The sequence below is a fragment of the Alteromonas gilva genome (assembly GCF_028595265.1).
In the GTDB taxonomy this organism is placed as follows: Bacteria; Pseudomonadota; Gammaproteobacteria; order Enterobacterales; family Alteromonadaceae; genus Alteromonas; species Alteromonas gilva.
Window position 1 is genome coordinate 1,552,731 of the sequence record NZ_JAQQXP010000001.1, and the last position, 16,588, is coordinate 1,569,318.

Here is a 16,588-nt window from a genome sequence, read left to right on the forward strand (position 1 = left end):
CTATTATGGAAAATATAATTATCATTGGGGCGGGTGGTCACGCGAAAGTCATTATTGACATCGTTGAACAAATACAGACGCTGAATATCAGCGGCATAATTGCCCCTCATTTGCAAAAAGGTACGATATTCATGGGGTATCCTGCGCTGGGGCGGGACGCTGATTTACCTCAATTAGTAACTAAACACCAGATTTCAGGTGCAATAGTAGCGATTGGCGATAATACCTCCCGACAAAAAGTCGCTGAAACTGCCAGGCAGCTATGTCCCAACCTGAAATTTGTGACTGCCGTACATCCAACGGCGACTCTTGCTGCCGATGTAATCATAGGTGAAGGAACGGTTGTTATGGCAGGGAGCGTCGTCAATCCCGGAGTTCAGGTTGGGTCTTTTTGCATCATTAATACGCTATCTTCCGTTGATCACGAGTGTAAACTGGCTGATTATGCTAGCCTCGGTCCTCGCGCTACTCTGGGGGGAAACTGTACGGTAGGGGCGTCTTCTATGATTGGGCTCGGCGCAATATTGTGTCATGGGGTGAGTGTTGGTACACATACAGTTATAGGTGCCGGCTCGCTAGTCAACAAAGACGTTGGATCATCAGTTATAGCTTATGGGCAGCCGGCACGGGTAATTCGAAGCCGGCAACCTGATGAACGTTATCTTTAAATATTACTGTAAACTTTACTGTCAGGGTCTTTAATAAAGCCGTCTCTAACTACCTGCAAAACCTGAGCAATGCCATCTGGCACCGTTTTAGTAATTTTGAAATTCAGCACACGGGCGATTTTATCAAAATTGACTCTGTAGTCCCGGGGGTCTTCATTCCTCTCTACGTAACTAATCTCTGCGTCCGGAAGTAATCTCTGAATTTCATCTACAATCATTTTTTTCTGATAGTTTTCTGAAGTATCACCGACATTAAATACTTCATAGGCCACTTTATCTGACGTTGCATTTAACACTTCGAGCACCGAACGGGAAAGGTCTACGACGTGGCAATAAGGCCGCCAGAATTGTTCACCGAAAATCACAAGCTCCCGCCCCAACGCAAGTTCCTTAGTAAACTCATTGACAGTCAGGTCAAATCGAAGCCTTGGGGAGAGTCCGTATACCGTAGAGAATCGTAAACAGGTCGGTATACAGGTTGCGCCATTCGCTTTTTGTGATAACAGGAACTGTTCAAACTCCACTTTAGTCTCTGCATATAACGAAACCGGAGCCAGAGGAGATGTTTCTGTTACAAACCCTGCTGAGTTATCCATTTTTCCATAGTTGCTACACGTGGAGGCAAAAATAAAGCGTTTAACGTTATGTTTATTTGCTATGTTGTAAACTAGTTTTGCGCCGTCTAAGTTTATTGATTTCGTTAATTCTGGCTCCTTGGCACATGCTGGGTCGCCAACAATGGCAGCAAGATGGGCAATATAGTCAATACCAGGCATAACCTTGTGCAGAATGGTCTCATCCCTGACATCACCTTTTACAAAAACGAAATTTGGGTGGTTGAGTAACTCAACAATACTTTCGCCTCCAAAACTCAGCTTATCCAGCACGGTTACATGATAATGGTTATCGAGAAGTATTCTGACCAGAACACTGCCGATATAGCCGGCGCCGCCGGTAACAAGTACTTTTTTCATTTTTGCTCTCTAAATTTATAAGGTGCTGAGTCGTTTTCTACTATCAGATTATGCCAATCTTGAATTAACACTCCCCAATCACTGAAACCGGCAATTATCATCTCATTATTTTGCTCTGGACGAGGCGTCGCCAACATCTCAAGCAATATTGTATTTATTTGGTCAATGTTTTCAATTTTGGTAAATTCTACGCCTGCTCGTTCTAATTTAGAATAGTCCAGCCATTTCCCTGTGATTAGATGACTACCTGAATACAAACTTTCCAGAACTGTTCCTGAGGCCGCATCCGAGAGTGGGACGATGATACTAATATCGATACACAGTCGTAGCTTTGCAACGTCTTCATCGGATAGATAAGTTTCAAGGATCTGGTAGTTAAGTGATGAAGCTGCCAGCAAAGATCTGGTCTTAACCAAATGGTCCGGATATTTACCATAAGTAAATGGCAGTACAAAGAATACATCCTGTAACTGGTCCTGAATTTGAGTCAGTTGATTAATGACAGTGATATGTTGATGTATTGGGTTAGCCGAGTAACCTAACAAAACAATTTTTTTGTCTGTAGGAAAACCGAGGTGTTTACAACAGGTCTGCTTACTGATTTGTTGTTTCTTTAATTTAGCAATATGCTGTAAAGGTAATAATCCAAATAAACAATTGGAAAATGAAGTGACTTTTCGTCGCTTTTCAGATAATAACGACTGTAATTTCTCTTTCATTTTGGGAGTATGGCAGTTGATTCCATCGCAGCGATTAAGAATAGCTGACAACATAGATGGCGTGCTACATCGAAATAAGTCAGATCCCCAGATTACCGCTGTTAGTTTTTTTGTACTAAGTCGGTAAATAGGTGCTGCTAAATGATGAAGTATATCAACATAATGGATTTGGATATTATCGTAATAGGTGCGATTTTTTCTGAAAAAGAACCAGGATAATACGCCTAGTAACCATCCGTAACGAACTTTTTTGCCAAATTTGGCCTTCCACCATTCACAAATCGGATTTGTATAAATATTATCTGGCCTGGCTTTGAGACGTTCTATTGGCAATGTGCAAAGGCAATCAACCCGTAGGGAAGGGTCATAGGACTTAAGGTTGTTAATAAGCCCTATTACAAACGTTGAATTAATATTGCCAATAATTAATACGGATTTCATTATTAACCATTTATCTGTTTAAGTAACATAAATGCTTCTGCTGCCTTGCAACCAGCCTGCGCCCCGCGGATTTGCCACAACGCTCGAAGAACTTCAGGGCGTCTGGGAAAAGGAAATTGCCCGAACTCACTCTCATATAGTAAGCATGTTTTCAATTTTTTCTCGGCATGCTCAGTAATATTATTGTAGTAGTTGGGTCGAAAGCCGCCGCTCTCGGGTTTTAAATCAAAATCTGTTTCAGATGGCGTTTCATAGGCCAGTAGCTGTTTTACAGAAGGTGAGCGGAATGTTTTAGATGCTGAAATTACCGCATCAAATACATATTGGTGATCGCTGTGAACATCGTTTCTAAATGGCACGTAAACAATCTCAGGTGCTATCCGTGTTAACACCGACTTTATTGGCCCGATGATCTCTCCCAGTGGGTAGGTCTCTAAACCAGCAGGTTTTAGTCCAAGCTGACTTACCGATTTAAAGTGTAAGGCATTCATGACCTCACTAATTTCCTGCTGACGTTTTGCTGCAGTGGCAGCGCTGTAACCATACTCTTCTTCAGGTGTGCTCGATATTTCGGGTCACCAGTTTCAGCATGTAAGGTTTCCATTATAGATAAACATACATTATTACCAATTAAATCAGCCAATGCTAATGGGCCTAAGGGATGATTGGCACCTAATTTCATCGCTTTATCAATATCCTCTTTGCTCGCCACGCCTTCAGCAAGCACGCTAACTGCCTCATTAATCATTGGTATTAGCATTCTATTGACAATAAAACCGGGTGATTCCTCAACCAGAACGGGGGATTTATTTAATGAAGCTGCAAAGTTTCTTACAAAATTCAAAGTGCCATCAGATGTTTGTAAGCCCTTAATGACTTCTACCAACTCCATCATTCCAATAGGGTTGAAAAAATGCATGCCAATAAAATTTGAGGGTGTATGCGTGTAAATTGAAAGCGCTGTGATAGATAGCGAAGAAGTGTTGGTAGCCAAAATGGCAGACGAGGGAAGATGCTCGGAAATTGCAGTAAACAAGGCCTGTTTTTTTTCAAAGTTTTCGACAATGGCTTCAATGACAAAGTCCGTATCATTAAGTTGGTCAAACTTTTCGATAACTGTAATTTTCGCCGCCATGCTTTCTGCTTTTTCTGGCGCAAGGTTTTGTCGTTTAAGTGTTTTGTATATATCTTTAGTTATTTTAGGAAGTTTCAGGGAAAGTTGCGATGGTGTTCGTCCCCACCATAGAATTTGGTCTATGCTATTTTGTTGCGCGAATGTTGAAACAATTCCGCTGCCCATTGTTCCAGAACCTAATACTGCAACTTTCATGATAAAATCTCTTTAGTTTCATGCAGGATAAACGGTTATCGGACTTTTAGACACTAACTTTAATGCAATTTAACTGGCTGTCTGACCAAATAGGAATGGTTGCTTTAGTTTGGACGTTAGGTGTCGATAAAGTACTATCCCAGAAATTAAAGCGAATAAAACTATCCGGGTTCCAAGTTAGGTAGCATGAATGCATACCTTGTTGGTAGCCTGGAGGTGCCTGTTAGCAACTCAAAAGTGAATATTGAGTGGCAACCTGTAGCACTATCGGAGTATTTATGACTGAAAAAATAAAGTTCGGAATTATTGGCTGTGGCAGAATTGGAAGCAGGCATGCTGGTCATATTGAAAATCTGGGGGAGTTGGTGGCGGTATGCGATGTCAGATTTGAGGCTGCCGAGAATCTGGCTAAAACCCACAACTGTCAGGCATATAATAATATCGATGAACTCCTGACAAGCCATCCGGAAATTGAGGTTATTGCAGTTTGTACGCCTAATGGTCTTCACGCAGAGCACACTATTCTGGCTTTAAATAAAGGCTTTCACGTACTTTGTGAAAAACCAATGGCTATTTCAGTTCATGATTGCGGGCGGATGATTAACGCTGCTGAAAAAGCCAATAGAAGGTTGTTTATCGTTAAGCAGAACCGGTTTAACCCAGCTGTGGCGGAAATTAAAAAAATTATAGATGAAGGTAGGTTAGGACAAATTATGTCTGTCCAGCTTAATTGCTTCTGGAATCGAAACTTTAATTACTATAACTCTTCCGACTGGAAAGGCACTAAAGCACTTGATGGTGGTACCTTGTACACTCAGTTCAGCCATTTCATAGATTTACTTTACTGGCTGGTTGGTGATGTTGAGGATGTGCGCGCTTTCACAGGCAACTACAGCCATCAGGACGTGATCGCGTTTGAAGATACCGGTGTTATTACGCTTAAGTTCTTTAACGGAGCGATAGGCACAATCAATTATACGGTCAATTCGTTCGGGAAGAATATGGAAGGCTCTATCACGTTATTTGGACAGAAAGGTACCGTTAAAGTGGGTGGTCAGTATCTGAATAAACTCGAGTACCAGTCCATAGAAGATTATGAGATAGGGGAGTTGGCGCCTGGTAACCCAGCCAATGAATATGGCGAGTATCAAGGCTCTATGTCAAATCATGACAAGGTTTACGAAAACGTGATCGAGGTATTGACCCAAGAGGGCGTTATCGCTACAAATGGTTTCGAGGGACTGAAAACAGTCGAAATCATCGATAAAATATACAGGTCTGCACATGGCTGAACCTATTCTCGCAGAAGCAGACATTAGAGATGTCAGGTTTGGAGATCTTGTTAAGGTTGTTAAGCCTGTAAATTTGTATGGCTGTGAAATTGGCGATAACAGCTTTATTGGCCCATTCGTCGAAATACAGAAAAAAGTAAAAATTGGTCAACGATGCAAAGTCCAGTCGCATACTTTTATATGTGAATTGGTTGAGATTGGGCACGACTGTTTTATTGGCCATGGCGTTATGTTTATCAACGATCTTTTTGAAGAAGGTAAACCGGCCGGAGGCGATCAATCCAAATGGAGAGCCACTTGCATTGGTAATCACGTTTCAATTGGTTCTAACGCTACGATTCTGCCAGTAAATATAGCTGATCATGTGGTCATTGGAGCAGGCGCAGTGGTGACTAAAGATATCAACGAGCCTGGTGTATATGCGGGTAACCCAGCTAAAAAAATAAGAGATTTATGAGTATTCCTTTTGTTGACCTCAAAGCACAGTATGCATCAATTAAGTCAGATATCGATCTGGCGATTGCTGGTGTAATAAATAATACCAGCTTTATAGGTGGCCCCATTGTTACTGAGTTTGAAGAGGCATTTGCTGACTATCTGGGTATTGACCACTGTGTTGGGTGCGCAAATGGTACTGATGCCATCGAGATAGCGTTGCAGGCTTTAGGAGTAGGCGCTGGCGATGAAGTGATAGTGCCAGCTAATAGCTGGATATCGACTGCTGAAGCTGTCAATGCCGTAGGCGCTGAGCCAGTATTTGTTGACTATCTGGAAAACGAATACACACTGGATCCAGCATTGACTGAATTGGCTATTACGAATAAAACCAAGGCCATCATTCCTGTTCACCTCTACGGCCTTCCAGCCCGGATGCCGGAACTCTTGAAAGTCGCACAAACGCATCAGTTAAAAATTGTAGAAGACTGCGCGCAAGCACACGGTGCCAGAATTGCGGATCAGAAAGTTGGAACCTTTGGTGATATTGCCACCTTTAGTTTTTATCCCGGTAAAAACCTCGGAGCCTATGGCGATGCAGGAGGCATTGTCACTAGTGATAGGTTGCTTGCACAAAGGTGCAGAATGATTGGCAACCATGGTCAGCTTTCTAAGCACGATCATAGGATTTTAGGTCGAAACAGTCGTTTGGACACGCTTCAAGCGGCCATCCTTAAAGCCAAACTTCCTTTCCTCGAGCAGTGGGTGCGGCAAAGAAATCAGGTAGCACAGTGGTATGGTCAATATTTGAACAAAAGTGTCACTCGGCAAATTACCCCAGACGGATATAGGCACGTTTATCACTTGTATGTGATCAGAACGGCTAAAAGAGCGCACCTGATGAATGCATTGGATAAGTCGAATATAGGTTACAGTGTGCATTATCCTACGCCTTTGCCATTTATTGAGGCCTATGCTTACCAAAATAAAAGTGAGGAGGATTTTCCGGTGGCCTCTAAACTTGCTGATGAGATTATTTCCCTGCCTATATTCCCTGAGATGACAGAGAAACAAGTGCAGACAGTAGCTGAAATTGTGAATAAATTTAAATAATTAGCGAATATATACAGCACTCTTAAGCTTTCAAATACTGGGCCATGTATCACTATTTGTTTGGGTGAATAAAAAAGGCAAAAGAATGGGGCAGAAGCAATTTATCTTCATTGGCGGAACAGGCCGGTCAGGAACCACAATCCTTTCACAACTTCTGAATACTGACAAAACTGTTCGTAGGTTGCTGGTCGAACTTCGTTTTCACGTTGACCCTAAAGGGTTATTTGATCTCTACCGTAATCTAACTGTCGATTGGGATATGTTCCGAGGTCATGATGCTGTTAAAAACTTCAGGTTCGTCTTCGATCAGCTTAACGGTTTCGGTAGCAAAGCATATGATGTCATTGATTTACAAAACTATAATAAGAAAGAGAACTTGTTGAAATCGGAAGAACAGTTTTTCAAGGCGTTAAAGGTTAAAAAGGAAAAGAGATTGTGGACCGGCAACTCTCCCTTAATAATCAGGAGCCTCAATAAGTTTTCAAACAAGAATAGCTTTGCCCGAAAAATCGATTTACAAAAAAAACTGGCCAGATTTTATCCTGATTTTTATGCCACTCAGCAAGTGAAAGAAGAAGTGTTTTTTGAAGCTGCTAATCGGTTATTTTACGAAATATTTGATTTATGGTTTAAAGAGATTGATTACATCATTGAGCATACTCCTTATAACTTCATAAATTTTCCGTACTTACATAAGATGTTTCCGGGTGCTACGCTCATTCACAGCTATAGACATCCCTTAGATGTGCTCAGTAGTTATAATAACCAGCAATGGGGAAGCAAGAGTTTAGAACAAAATATGCACGAGTTGATTGGTCTGTACAATCGATGGTTTCTGGTTGACGAAGAGTTAGGGGACATTGTGTATAAGGTGAAAATGGAGGATCTGTTAACGGACCCAAACGGAGTTCTTAACGGCTTAAAAGCACATATGGGAGCAGAGCATTTGAATTTTGATCACTCTATTTTCACAGAGAAGAACGCGAATGTTGGTCGATACAAAGGAATCCTATCACAGCTCCAAAGGATTGAAGGATTTAAAGAAATAGAAGCTATATCGCACAGACTGGGTTATCAGGTATAACTAAACGGCAACAGATAAAAGCTTTTCAACACGCAATAAGTTGTCTCTAACTCTTGTAAAGCGCTACCAGTAACGGTTCAGACCTGCGCTGACATTTTATGTTTTTCTATGCCAGCATCAGGTTCGGGTTGAGTAGTATTGGATAATAATTACAGCTTATTCAACAAATCATTTAGATGCGAGGCTACGTTTCTTACTTCACGCAGTTTCTCGTCATTAATCTCTTTAATAACCGTTTTTAATTCGGTGGTGGAGACGTCCTGAGTGCGGGGTAAGTAGAGCACTTTAACAATGTCCTGTAAGTCGTCGAATTTGCCTGCCCAGTCGTCGCCCATAGCAAAAATGTCAGCCTTTTCCCGCAGTAAATCCTGGCGTTTTTGCTCCCAGGTATTTTCCTGAAACACGTCGTCTACGTATCGGCAGGAAAGCAGTATCTCGCGTCTGTCAGCGTAAGGAATAATCACCTGTTTACCTTTCACCGCATTAAATTCATCGGATGACAAGCCAATGACTAAGCGATCGCCCAGTGATTTTAGTCGTTTCAACAACCTGACATGGCCAATGTGAAAAAGATCAAATGTTCCGTAAGTTACTACTGTTGTCATGTATAAGTCTCAAAATATAACGGTTTCAGCGGCTTAAGCAGCGCGAACTAGCTTCACAGTTGCTAACAGCCAGCTTGATGTGAACATCCCAAATTGCCGTCAGTATATAATAGTTTTGACAAAATGTTTGATGGGCTTTTTAGGCTGTTTTGTCAACCGGGCAAATCACTCATGCACAAACTATATTAATTATACAAAGGTATAGTTTGGTATACAGTCAAACGCCGTTTATCAGGGCGCCATAGGTTGGCGAATGTTTGTACAAATGCTACTATATTGGTGAGGTGAAAGGTATGATCAATTTTAATTCAGACAAGCCAATGTCGCTGCTGGAACAAGTGCAGGAGCGGCAAAACAAGTTGTCAGAGCAACTTGCGTCGGGCAAGCGTATTAATAGTGCTGCCGATGGGGCTGCTGCACAGCAGATTATCGACCGACTAACGTCGGAAGTCGAAGGCGGTCGTCAGGCTGTTAACAATGCTTACGATGGCATCTCGCTGGCTCAGGTTGCTGAGAGCGGGCTTGAGGGCATTAATAACGATGTGAGCCGGATCCGTGAATTGAGTTTACAGGCTGGCAACGGAATATTAAACGATGCTGACCGCCAGGCAATTCAATCGGAAATAAGCCAGCTACAAGAGAATATTTCTCAAACCATCGAACAAACAGAGTTTGCCGGTAAACCATTACTGTCGCAAGACGGCTCAATTGATTTTCTGGTAGGCAGTAATGCAGGTCAGAACATCAGCGTTAATACCAATGATATTGGTAGTCGGCTGTCCGATGTGTTAGGGATCGACATTACCTCGCAGTCTGTCGAAGAAGCGCTTGCTGCCGCTGACAGCGCCATCGAAACTGTTGGCAGTGCGCGTGGTGACCTGGGCGCTATTCAAAGCCAGTTTGATTCAACTGCCAGAAACTTAACAGAAACCAATGTTAACCAGGCCGCGGCAAGAAGCCGTATTCAGGATACCGACTACGCTCAGGCGGCTTCACAGCAGGCCGTTAATGATGTGTCAAATCAGGCGGCGCTCACTGTACAGGCTCAGTCTAATCAACAGCAAGGGCAGGTACTGTCGCTGCTCAACGGCTAATTCGTACGAAATTAATACAAAGGCAGGTTTACCTGCCTTTTTTATTGGCAAAATTCCGTTTTTTCATTGCGATTCACATTGTTACGACTACAATTGCCGAAGCATACTGAAGTCACATTCAACACTTATGGTGATGTGCAAAGTAAAGGTTAAAGTCAGTAAAGCCGGAGCCAGACAGGCAGCGTGCTGTGACATCTGCATCTGTGGCCTTGCTCATTACGCAATATCATCTGGCTTTAATAGCAGAGATTGAATTGCCGGGATAAATGATTTATTACTAACTAAACCAAAAGTCTATTCTGCTAAAAAAATTGTGTCCGAATTTTGACACTCGCACACAAAATTGTGTGGTTTGGTATAAACTAATAAGAATAACAATAGCGTTTCGGGGAATGAATGAAGGATATATTGCTTGTTAGCGATAACAACGCATTGCAGCAAAACTTACACACTATCCTGACTTTTTTAGGGGAGCCGTGTGTATCACTGTCCATTACAGAAGCCAAAACGGTATTGGAAAGTAAAATTCCTTCGGCAGTGATCATCGACGTTGCGGCGGGCGATAGCGCGCTGGCACTGATTAGCATGTATCCTACGCACCCTTTTGTTGCGTTAAATATGCCGGATCCCGGCGTTTTATCGGTTGGTAATCTGGTAGGGCATATCAGTTTACCCATTACCTACCCATCGCTTACCCAGTCTATTCATCGCTGTCAGGAGTATATCCGCAGTCACCCTATACGAAATGGAACGGTGCCTACCAAGACGCGCCTTTTTCGGAGTCTGGTGGGTAAAAGTGAACAGATTCAGGGGGTTCGCCGGCTGGTGGAACAGGTTGCCCCAACTGATGCGACGGTACTTATTCTTGGCGAATCCGGCACTGGTAAAGAAGTGGTCGCTCGTAATGTTCACTTTTTATCTGAGCGCAAAGATGGCCCGTTTATCCCGGTTAATTGCGGTGCAATACCCGGCGAATTGTTAGAAAGCGAGTTATTCGGTCACGAGAAAGGCGCTTTTACCGGCGCGATCAGTGCGCGCAAGGGACGCTTCGAGCTGGCTGAAAACGGTACCTTGTTTTTAGATGAAATAGGCGACATGCCATTGCAAATGCAGGTTAAACTGCTGCGCGTGTTACAAGAGCGTATTTTTGAACGGGTGGGTGGTAATCGCCCAATCAAATGCAATGTCCGCATTATTGCGGCTACCCACAGAGATCTCGATAAGCTAATTGCAGAAGATAAGTTTCGTGAAGATCTCTATTATCGCCTCAATGTGTTTCCAATCGACAGTCCGGCGTTGCGTGAGCGCAGAGAAGACATACCACTGCTGTTACAGGAATTAATTAGCCGCATTCAGGGCGATGGTGTTTCGCCGGTTAAATTTACCGAGCGGGCTATCCAGTCGTTAATGGAACACAACTGGTCAGGCAATGTCAGGGAGTTGTCAAATCTGGTTGAGCGTTTGATGATCTTGTTTCCTGGTCAGATTGTCGATGTTCAGGATCTGCCAGAAAAGTACCAGTACGGCGACATGGAAACATTTCAGCCCGACTACCCTGAAGAGGTCCTTGAGCGCGATGCCTTCAATGAACTTTTTGCTGAAGCGGCGTCGCATGACACCACAGACAGTGAGGGCGGCGATGGCTTCCCAGTTGATGCTACGCTTAACGGTTTCTTGCCCGACGAAGGGGTTAATTTAAAAGAGTACCTTTCTGAGCTGGAAATAAATCTTATACAGCAAGCCCTCGAACAGCAGGACTGGGTTGTAGCGCGAGCTGCCGACAGGCTTGGCATGCGCCGCACCACGCTGGTGGAGAAAATGCGCAAATACAACATTCAGCGAGACTGATACCAGCTTATTGGTTATTTAATGCTGTCCCAAAGCTTTCTCCGAGGCACCGGTTTGTCATTTAATTGACAGGTGCTTATTTACTACCTTATCGTAAATATTTGAAAACAAACAAATAATTACTGGCACGACTCATGCTAGTTCCTTTGTAGTCCACATTGTGTCTGCAAATTGACGAGGAACGTATGGCATTAAAAAGTAGTTCTGCCACTACCATAGAGGCTGTACCGGTAAATACGGTAAAGCCGCATCAGCCGTTAACCGACTTATCACTGGTGCGTGAGTCTGCAAAAACGCAACAGCAAGAACTTGATTCTCTTCGCCAACAGGCGTCGCGTTTAACCCATTTGCTGCAGGTGATGCCTGCAGGCGTGATTGTTCTTGATGGCAAAGGTTACGTTCGGCAGGCAAACGAGCAGGCAACGTTGCTGTTAGGCGAACCCTTGGAAGGTGAGCTATGGCGAACTATCATTGCCCGTTCATTTAATCCCCGAGCCGATGATGGGCACGAAGTCTCTTTGTTTGATGGGCGCAGAGTGAAACTGTCTATTACGCCACTCGTCAACGAGCCCGGCCAGCTTATTGTACTGACCGATCTTACTGAAACCCGGCAGTTGCAAGCCCGGTTGAGTCATCTGCAGCGTTTGTCGTCATTAGGCAGAATGGTCGCTTCGCTGGCGCATCAAATTCGCACTCCTTTGTCAGCTGCCATGCTGTACGCGGCAAACTTAACGCGCAAGAACCTGCAGGCCGATGCAGGTGTGCAGTTTGCCGGCAAGCTACAAGACCGCTTAAAAGAGCTGGAAAGCCAGGTAAACGATATGTTGTTGTTTGCCAAAAGTGGTGAGCAACAGGTCGTCAATGACATTTCTGTTGGCGACTTATATAACGCCATTGCCAGTACCGCACAAACAATTACGCAGGGTAAAGAACAAACCGTCAATTTTGACGGTGAACATACGTCAGCCGTTATCACCGGCAATCTCACTGCGTTGCAGGGGGCGTTGCTTAATTTAATTCAAAATGCCAGTCAGATAAGTCCCAAAGGCAGCACAGTGTGTGTGCAATTTAGTGTGCAGGACACATGGCTGAATATTCAGGTTACCGATGCTGGTCCTGGCGTGCCCGACAAGCTCCGGCATAAAATTTTTGAACCGTTTTTTACCACCAAAACTCACGGCACTGGCTTGGGCCTTGCTGTTGTTAAGTCTGTTGTAAAGGCCCATCAGGGGCAGATCACGGTAGACAGCGCGGCCGAAAAAGGCGCGTGCTTTTCAATATTATTACCCCGCGCATTAGCCACTGAAACGGCATCTGCAGCGGTCAGTCGAGAGGAATAACACATGCCAAAAACAACTGTACTCATCGTTGAAGACGATGCAGGTTTGCGCGAGGCGCTGGTCGATACGCTTTTGCTGGCTGACTATCAGGTCGTCGCAGCCGACAGCGCAGAACAGGCTATTATGATGTTGTCCCGGCAATCCGTTGATATTGTGGTCAGCGATATTCAAATGGGCGAAATGAATGGCCTGGCCTTGCTTAAAGCCATCAAGAGTAAAGATGCGAACTTGCCGGTATTGCTGATGACCGCCTATGCCACCGTGGATGATGCGGTCAGTGCAATGCGGGATGGCGCCACCGATTACCTGTCGAAGCCCTTTGCGCCAGAAGTGTTGCTTAATTTGGTTGGGCGCTATGCACCAGCGCAAAAAGTGGAATCGCGTCAGCCAATCGTAGGCGACGCCAGAAGCCAGGAGTTATTGCAACTGGCCAAAAAGGTAGCGCGTTCAGAAGCCACCGTCATGGTACTGGGCCCTAGTGGTTCGGGTAAAGAGGTGTTATCACGCTATATTCACGATAACTCCCCGCGCAGTCAGCAAACATTTGTGGCAATTAACTGTGCGGCAATTCCAGAAAACATGCTCGAAGCCACGTTATTCGGTTACGAAAAAGGCGCCTTTACCGGTGCAGTGCAAGCGTGCCCGGGTAAGTTTGAACAAGCCCAGGGAGGCACGCTGCTGCTTGATGAAATCACCGAAATGGACCTTGCACTGCAAGCGAAGTTATTGCGCGTGTTACAGGAAAAAGAAGTCGAACGTTTAGGGGCACGCAAAACTATTGAGCTGGACGTGCGGGTGATTGCAACCAGCAACCGCGATCTGAAAGAAGCGGTGGCCAGGGGCGAATTTCGCGAAGATTTGTATTATCGGTTAAATGTATTTCCAATCAGCTGGTTGCCGCTGGCGCAGCGCCCCGGTGACATTATTCCGCTGGCGGAACATCTGCTTAACCGACATGCAGCCCAGCAAGGGCTTGGCAGCTATAAATTAAGTGCCTCGGCGCGTAACAAGTTATTGCAACATAGCTGGCCGGGTAATGTGCGCGAGCTCGAAAACGTGTGTCAGCGGGCGTTAATACTTTGCGATGCTGATACCATCGACGCCAGCGATCTGATGGTTGAGCCAATGACCGGTCAGCCGGTTGCTCCGGTGAGTGACGCCGAAATTGATGAAGACGACAGTAAACTCGGCTCTGAATTACGTCATCAGGAGCATCAAATCATTCTCGATACCATGGTCAACTGCAACGGCAAGCGCAAAGCTGTCGCGGAGAAGCTCGGCATTAGTCCGCGCACGCTTCGCTATAAGCTGGCGCGGATGCGAGAGCAGGGCATCGAAGTGCCGGCCTGATAAGTGTTTTTTAATCAATAAAGGGTGCGTCAAAGCACCCTTTTTGCTGTCCGGGCCTCTGGCCTGTCAATTCCGCGTCGCCGTTCCGCTTTGTTGTATTGCCGTCATTTAATTGGCAATTTTCTGTAACTCATTGATTTTTATTGCTTGTTAAAGTTGGTCTGGTCCTTGCTGTAGATTCAGTACCAGTGACAAATATGCCATAAATCCGGCGCTACCGGATGGTTACAACAGATAAATCAGGAGTCGTTATGGATATCAAAGCCAATAGCTTGTATCAGGAAATGCAATCTATGATTGCGCAATCGCGGCTGGATGTTAATCCACAGCCACAGGTTGAGTTGAATACCTCCAAAAGTGATTTTTCTGCCATGTTGGGTAATGCCATTGAAAAAGTGAACAGCATGCAGTTGGAGTCAAAAGATCTGACTCAGCGTTTTGAAATGGGTGACAAATCCTTAAGCTTAGCGGAAGTCATGTTAGCTAAGGAAAAATCAGGCATCGCCTTTGAAGCAACGGTACAGGTGCGCAATAAAGTACTCGAAGCCTATAAGCAAATCATGAACATGCCGGTGTAGTGGAGTAGGTAACCGTGGCTGAAGCAACAGGTACTAATTTGGCGGTTTCTGGTTCTGACGAATCAGATATCGAACAAAAATCAGGCTTTATGGACACCATAGGCAATACCGACATGGTGCGTCAGATGACGCTCATTGTGGTGTTAGTCATCAGTGTTGCCATCGCAATATTTGTGGTGGTGTTTATTCAGGAGCCAGATTACCGTCCGCTGGCCAAAATGGATACCGAAGAGCTTATTGAGACACTGGATTATCTCGATGCCAACCAAATTGAATACAAGCTCGAAGGTAATATTGTTCATGTGCAGGTTAATGATTATCAACGAATCAAACTGGGCATGAGTCGCGAAGGCCTGGTTCAGTCTGAACAGCTGGGCAGCGATATTATAATGCAGGATATGGGCTTCGGTGTTTCTCAGCGAGTGGAACTTGAACGATTAAAGCATGCCCGTGAAATGCAAATCGCCTCTACCATCGAAGACATGGCCAGTATCAAGAAGGTACGGGTCTTATTGGCTATGCCTAAAGAAAACGTGTTTGCCCGGCGCGAAAAGAAAGCCAGTGCAACCGTAGTGCTCACTGCCGCGCGAGGGGCCACCATCAGTGGCGAAGAAGTCGACGCCGTGGTGGATATTGTGGCTTCGGCTGTGCAGGGAATGGAACCTGAGCGTGTCACAGTGACCGATAGCAACGGCCGCTTATTAAATTCGGGATCACAAAACTCCGTTAGTGCCCGCGCCAGAAAAGAATACGAAATTGAGCGCCAGCGCGAGAGTGAATATCAGGAAAAAATCGATGCCATTTTGATCCCCGTTCTGGGTATTGGTAACTATACTGCGCAAGTCGACGTGAGCATGGACTTTACCTCGGTAGAACAAACTCAGCGTCGTTATAATCCCGACTTACCGGCCGTTCGCAGTGAAATGATTGTTGAGGAAAACTCAGTCGGTTCGGTGGCCTCGGGCATCCCTGGCGCCATCAGTAATCAACCGCCACTGGAAAGTAATATTCCGGAAAATGCGACAGGCAATAATGGTCAGGGAGCGCCGGTACCTGGTCGTACATCCAAAGAGTCTACCCGCAACTACGAGCTCGACACCACCATCAGCCATACTAAGCAGCAAACTGGCGTTATTCGCCGCTTAAGCGTGTCGGTAGCTGTCGACTATCAGTCTACAGTGGCCGAAGATGGTACAGAAACCAGTGAGGCCCGTAGTCAGGAGGAGTTACTCAGTATCAGACGCCTGTTGCAAGGCGGTATTGGCTTTGATGTGACGCGCGGAGACAGCCTGGAAGTGGTGAGTATGCCGTTTAGTCGCATTGACGCCGGAGAAGTCGAAGATCTGCCAATCTGGGAACAACCGTTTTTCATGCCTATACTTAAGTGGGTTATGGGTGGTCTGGTAGTTATTGCACTGATATTTGCGGTAATCCGGCCAATGCTGTCAAAACTCATTAATCCTGACAATGTTCAGCAAGGTGACGACTTCGATGCCGATGAAGGACTGGACTTAGGTGATGATACGATTAACATGCTATCCCAGGACTTTGACGAGGGGCAAGTTGGCTTTGCCGCCGATGGCTCCTTGATGTTACCGGATTTGCACAAAGATGAAGATGTACTTAAAGCTGTACGGGCACTGGTTGCTAACGAGCCTGAACTATCTGCCCAGGTAGTAAAAGGCTGGTTATTGCAGGATGAGTAGGGGTAGCGAGA

At 45.0% G+C, this 16,588-nt stretch carries 16 protein-coding genes; 11 read left to right on the forward strand and 5 right to left on the reverse strand.

The genetic code is table 11. The features are described 5' to 3' along the window. The first annotated feature begins 5 nt into the window (after nt 1-5). Nucleotides 6-668, forward strand: a complete 663-nt coding sequence (locus tag OIK42_RS06815) for an acetyltransferase (protein WP_273639349.1) — start codon at nt 6-8, stop codon at nt 666-668. On the opposite strand, the gene OIK42_RS06820 is transcribed toward OIK42_RS06815, so the two are convergent. From OIK42_RS06820 to OIK42_RS06835, 4 genes are read right to left on the reverse strand one after another with little or no spacing between them, the layout of a single operon-like run. Continuing rightward, nucleotides 665-1,642, reverse strand: coding sequence for an NAD-dependent epimerase/dehydratase family protein (locus tag OIK42_RS06820; protein ID WP_273639351.1), 978 nt, complete (start codon nt 1,640-1,642; stop codon nt 665-667). The genes OIK42_RS06815 and OIK42_RS06820 overlap by 4 nt on opposite strands. Continuing rightward, nucleotides 1,639-2,802, reverse strand: a complete 1,164-nt coding sequence (locus OIK42_RS06825; RefSeq protein ID WP_273639352.1) for a hypothetical protein — start codon at nt 2,800-2,802, stop codon at nt 1,639-1,641. Before OIK42_RS06825 ends, OIK42_RS06820 begins: the two co-directional genes overlap by 4 nt. 2 nt (nt 2,803-2,804) lie before the next feature. Beyond that, a complete protein-coding gene (locus OIK42_RS06830) occupies nt 2,805-3,293 on the reverse strand; it encodes a PIG-L deacetylase family protein (RefSeq protein WP_273639354.1) in 489 nt (162 codons plus the stop codon). Beyond that, nucleotides 3,290-4,132, reverse strand: coding sequence for a 3-hydroxyacyl-CoA dehydrogenase family protein (locus OIK42_RS06835; protein WP_273639356.1), 843 nt, complete (start codon nt 4,130-4,132; stop codon nt 3,290-3,292). Before OIK42_RS06835 ends, OIK42_RS06830 begins: the two co-directional genes overlap by 4 nt. 278 nt (nt 4,133-4,410) lie before the next feature. On the opposite strand from OIK42_RS06835, the gene OIK42_RS06840 reads away from it, so the two are divergent. The 4 genes from OIK42_RS06840 to OIK42_RS06855 all read left to right on the forward strand — a co-directional run bounded on the left by OIK42_RS06840 (nt 4,411) and on the right by OIK42_RS06855 (nt 8,056). After that, nucleotides 4,411-5,424, forward strand: a complete 1,014-nt coding sequence (locus OIK42_RS06840; protein ID WP_273639358.1) for a Gfo/Idh/MocA family protein — start codon at nt 4,411-4,413, stop codon at nt 5,422-5,424. Beyond that, entirely contained in the window at nt 5,417-5,881 is a 465-nt protein-coding gene (locus tag OIK42_RS06845) for an acyltransferase (RefSeq protein WP_273639360.1), read from the forward strand. Before OIK42_RS06840 ends, OIK42_RS06845 begins: the two co-directional genes overlap by 8 nt. Then, nucleotides 5,878-6,972 (forward strand): DegT/DnrJ/EryC1/StrS family aminotransferase, encoded by a 1,095-nt coding sequence (locus OIK42_RS06850; RefSeq protein ID WP_273639361.1) that lies wholly within the window; start codon nt 5,878-5,880, stop codon nt 6,970-6,972. The genes OIK42_RS06845 and OIK42_RS06850 overlap by 4 nt, the downstream gene beginning before the upstream one ends. A gap of 85 nt (nt 6,973-7,057) precedes the next feature. After that, the gene (locus OIK42_RS06855) at nt 7,058-8,056 is read left to right on the forward strand and encodes a sulfotransferase (protein WP_273639363.1); all 999 of its coding nucleotides are present in this window, start codon (nt 7,058-7,060) and stop codon (nt 8,054-8,056) included. Between the two features lie 149 nt (nt 8,057-8,205). On the opposite strand, the gene OIK42_RS06860 is transcribed toward OIK42_RS06855, so the two are convergent. Then, on the reverse strand, nt 8,206-8,661 hold the full coding sequence (locus tag OIK42_RS06860) for an FAD synthase family protein (RefSeq protein ID WP_273639365.1): 456 nt from the start codon (nt 8,659-8,661) through the stop codon (nt 8,206-8,208). A 293-nt stretch (nt 8,662-8,954) separates the two neighbouring features. Here OIK42_RS06860 and OIK42_RS06865 point away from each other — a divergent pair, with 293 nt between their 5' ends. The 6 genes from OIK42_RS06865 (at nt 8,955) to fliF (ending at nt 16,577) form a co-directional block, all read left to right on the forward strand. Next, the gene (locus tag OIK42_RS06865) at nt 8,955-9,755 is read left to right on the forward strand and encodes a flagellin (protein WP_273639367.1); all 801 of its coding nucleotides are present in this window, start codon (nt 8,955-8,957) and stop codon (nt 9,753-9,755) included. Between the two features lie 396 nt (nt 9,756-10,151). Then, complete coding sequence (locus tag OIK42_RS06870; protein WP_273639369.1) at nt 10,152-11,603, forward strand: sigma-54 interaction domain-containing protein; 1,452 nt, start codon at nt 10,152-10,154, stop codon at nt 11,601-11,603. Between the two features lie 185 nt (nt 11,604-11,788). Beyond that, a complete protein-coding gene (locus OIK42_RS06875; RefSeq protein WP_273639371.1) occupies nt 11,789-12,943 on the forward strand; it encodes a sensor histidine kinase in 1,155 nt (384 codons plus the stop codon). Nucleotides 12,944-12,946: 3 nt separating this feature from the next. Next, nucleotides 12,947-14,293: a sigma-54-dependent transcriptional regulator gene (locus tag OIK42_RS06880; RefSeq protein WP_273639374.1), complete on the forward strand. Its 1,347-nt coding sequence runs from the start codon at nt 12,947-12,949 to the stop codon at nt 14,291-14,293. Nucleotides 14,294-14,544: 251 nt separating this feature from the next. Continuing rightward, nucleotides 14,545-14,871: a flagellar hook-basal body complex protein FliE gene (gene fliE, locus OIK42_RS06885; protein WP_273639376.1), complete on the forward strand. Its 327-nt coding sequence runs from the start codon at nt 14,545-14,547 to the stop codon at nt 14,869-14,871. A gap of 14 nt (nt 14,872-14,885) precedes the next feature. Continuing rightward, the gene (gene fliF / locus OIK42_RS06890) at nt 14,886-16,577 is read left to right on the forward strand and encodes a flagellar basal-body MS-ring/collar protein FliF (RefSeq protein ID WP_273639378.1); all 1,692 of its coding nucleotides are present in this window, start codon (nt 14,886-14,888) and stop codon (nt 16,575-16,577) included. Nucleotides 16,578-16,588: the final 11 nt, after the last annotated feature.

Coding starts and splice junctions, on each gene's coding strand:
- OIK42_RS06850 (WP_273639361.1), top strand. CDS start 5,878: ATGAGTATTCCTTTTGTTGACCTCAAAGCACAGTATGCATCAATTAAG.
- OIK42_RS06815 (WP_273639349.1), top strand. CDS start 6: ATGGAAAATATAATTATCATTGGGGCGGGTGGTCACGCGAAAGTCATT.
- OIK42_RS06835 (WP_273639356.1), bottom strand. CDS start 4,132: ATGAAAGTTGCAGTATTAGGTTCTGGAACAATGGGCAGCGGAATTGTT.
- OIK42_RS06880 (WP_273639374.1), top strand. CDS start 12,947: ATGCCAAAAACAACTGTACTCATCGTTGAAGACGATGCAGGTTTGCGC.
- OIK42_RS06820 (WP_273639351.1), bottom strand. CDS start 1,642: ATGAAAAAAGTACTTGTTACCGGCGGCGCCGGCTATATCGGCAGTGTT.
- fliE (WP_273639376.1), top strand. CDS start 14,545: ATGGATATCAAAGCCAATAGCTTGTATCAGGAAATGCAATCTATGATT.
- OIK42_RS06860 (WP_273639365.1), bottom strand. CDS start 8,661: ATGACAACAGTAGTAACTTACGGAACATTTGATCTTTTTCACATTGGC.
- OIK42_RS06845 (WP_273639360.1), top strand. CDS start 5,417: ATGGCTGAACCTATTCTCGCAGAAGCAGACATTAGAGATGTCAGGTTT.
- OIK42_RS06870 (WP_273639369.1), top strand. CDS start 10,152: ATGAAGGATATATTGCTTGTTAGCGATAACAACGCATTGCAGCAAAAC.
- OIK42_RS06830 (WP_273639354.1), bottom strand. CDS start 3,293: ATGAATGCCTTACACTTTAAATCGGTAAGTCAGCTTGGACTAAAACCT.
- OIK42_RS06875 (WP_273639371.1), top strand. CDS start 11,789: ATGGCATTAAAAAGTAGTTCTGCCACTACCATAGAGGCTGTACCGGTA.
- OIK42_RS06855 (WP_273639363.1), top strand. CDS start 7,058: ATGGGGCAGAAGCAATTTATCTTCATTGGCGGAACAGGCCGGTCAGGA.
- OIK42_RS06825 (WP_273639352.1), bottom strand. CDS start 2,802: ATGAAATCCGTATTAATTATTGGCAATATTAATTCAACGTTTGTAATA.
- OIK42_RS06865 (WP_273639367.1), top strand. CDS start 8,955: ATGATCAATTTTAATTCAGACAAGCCAATGTCGCTGCTGGAACAAGTG.
- OIK42_RS06840 (WP_273639358.1), top strand. CDS start 4,411: ATGACTGAAAAAATAAAGTTCGGAATTATTGGCTGTGGCAGAATTGGA.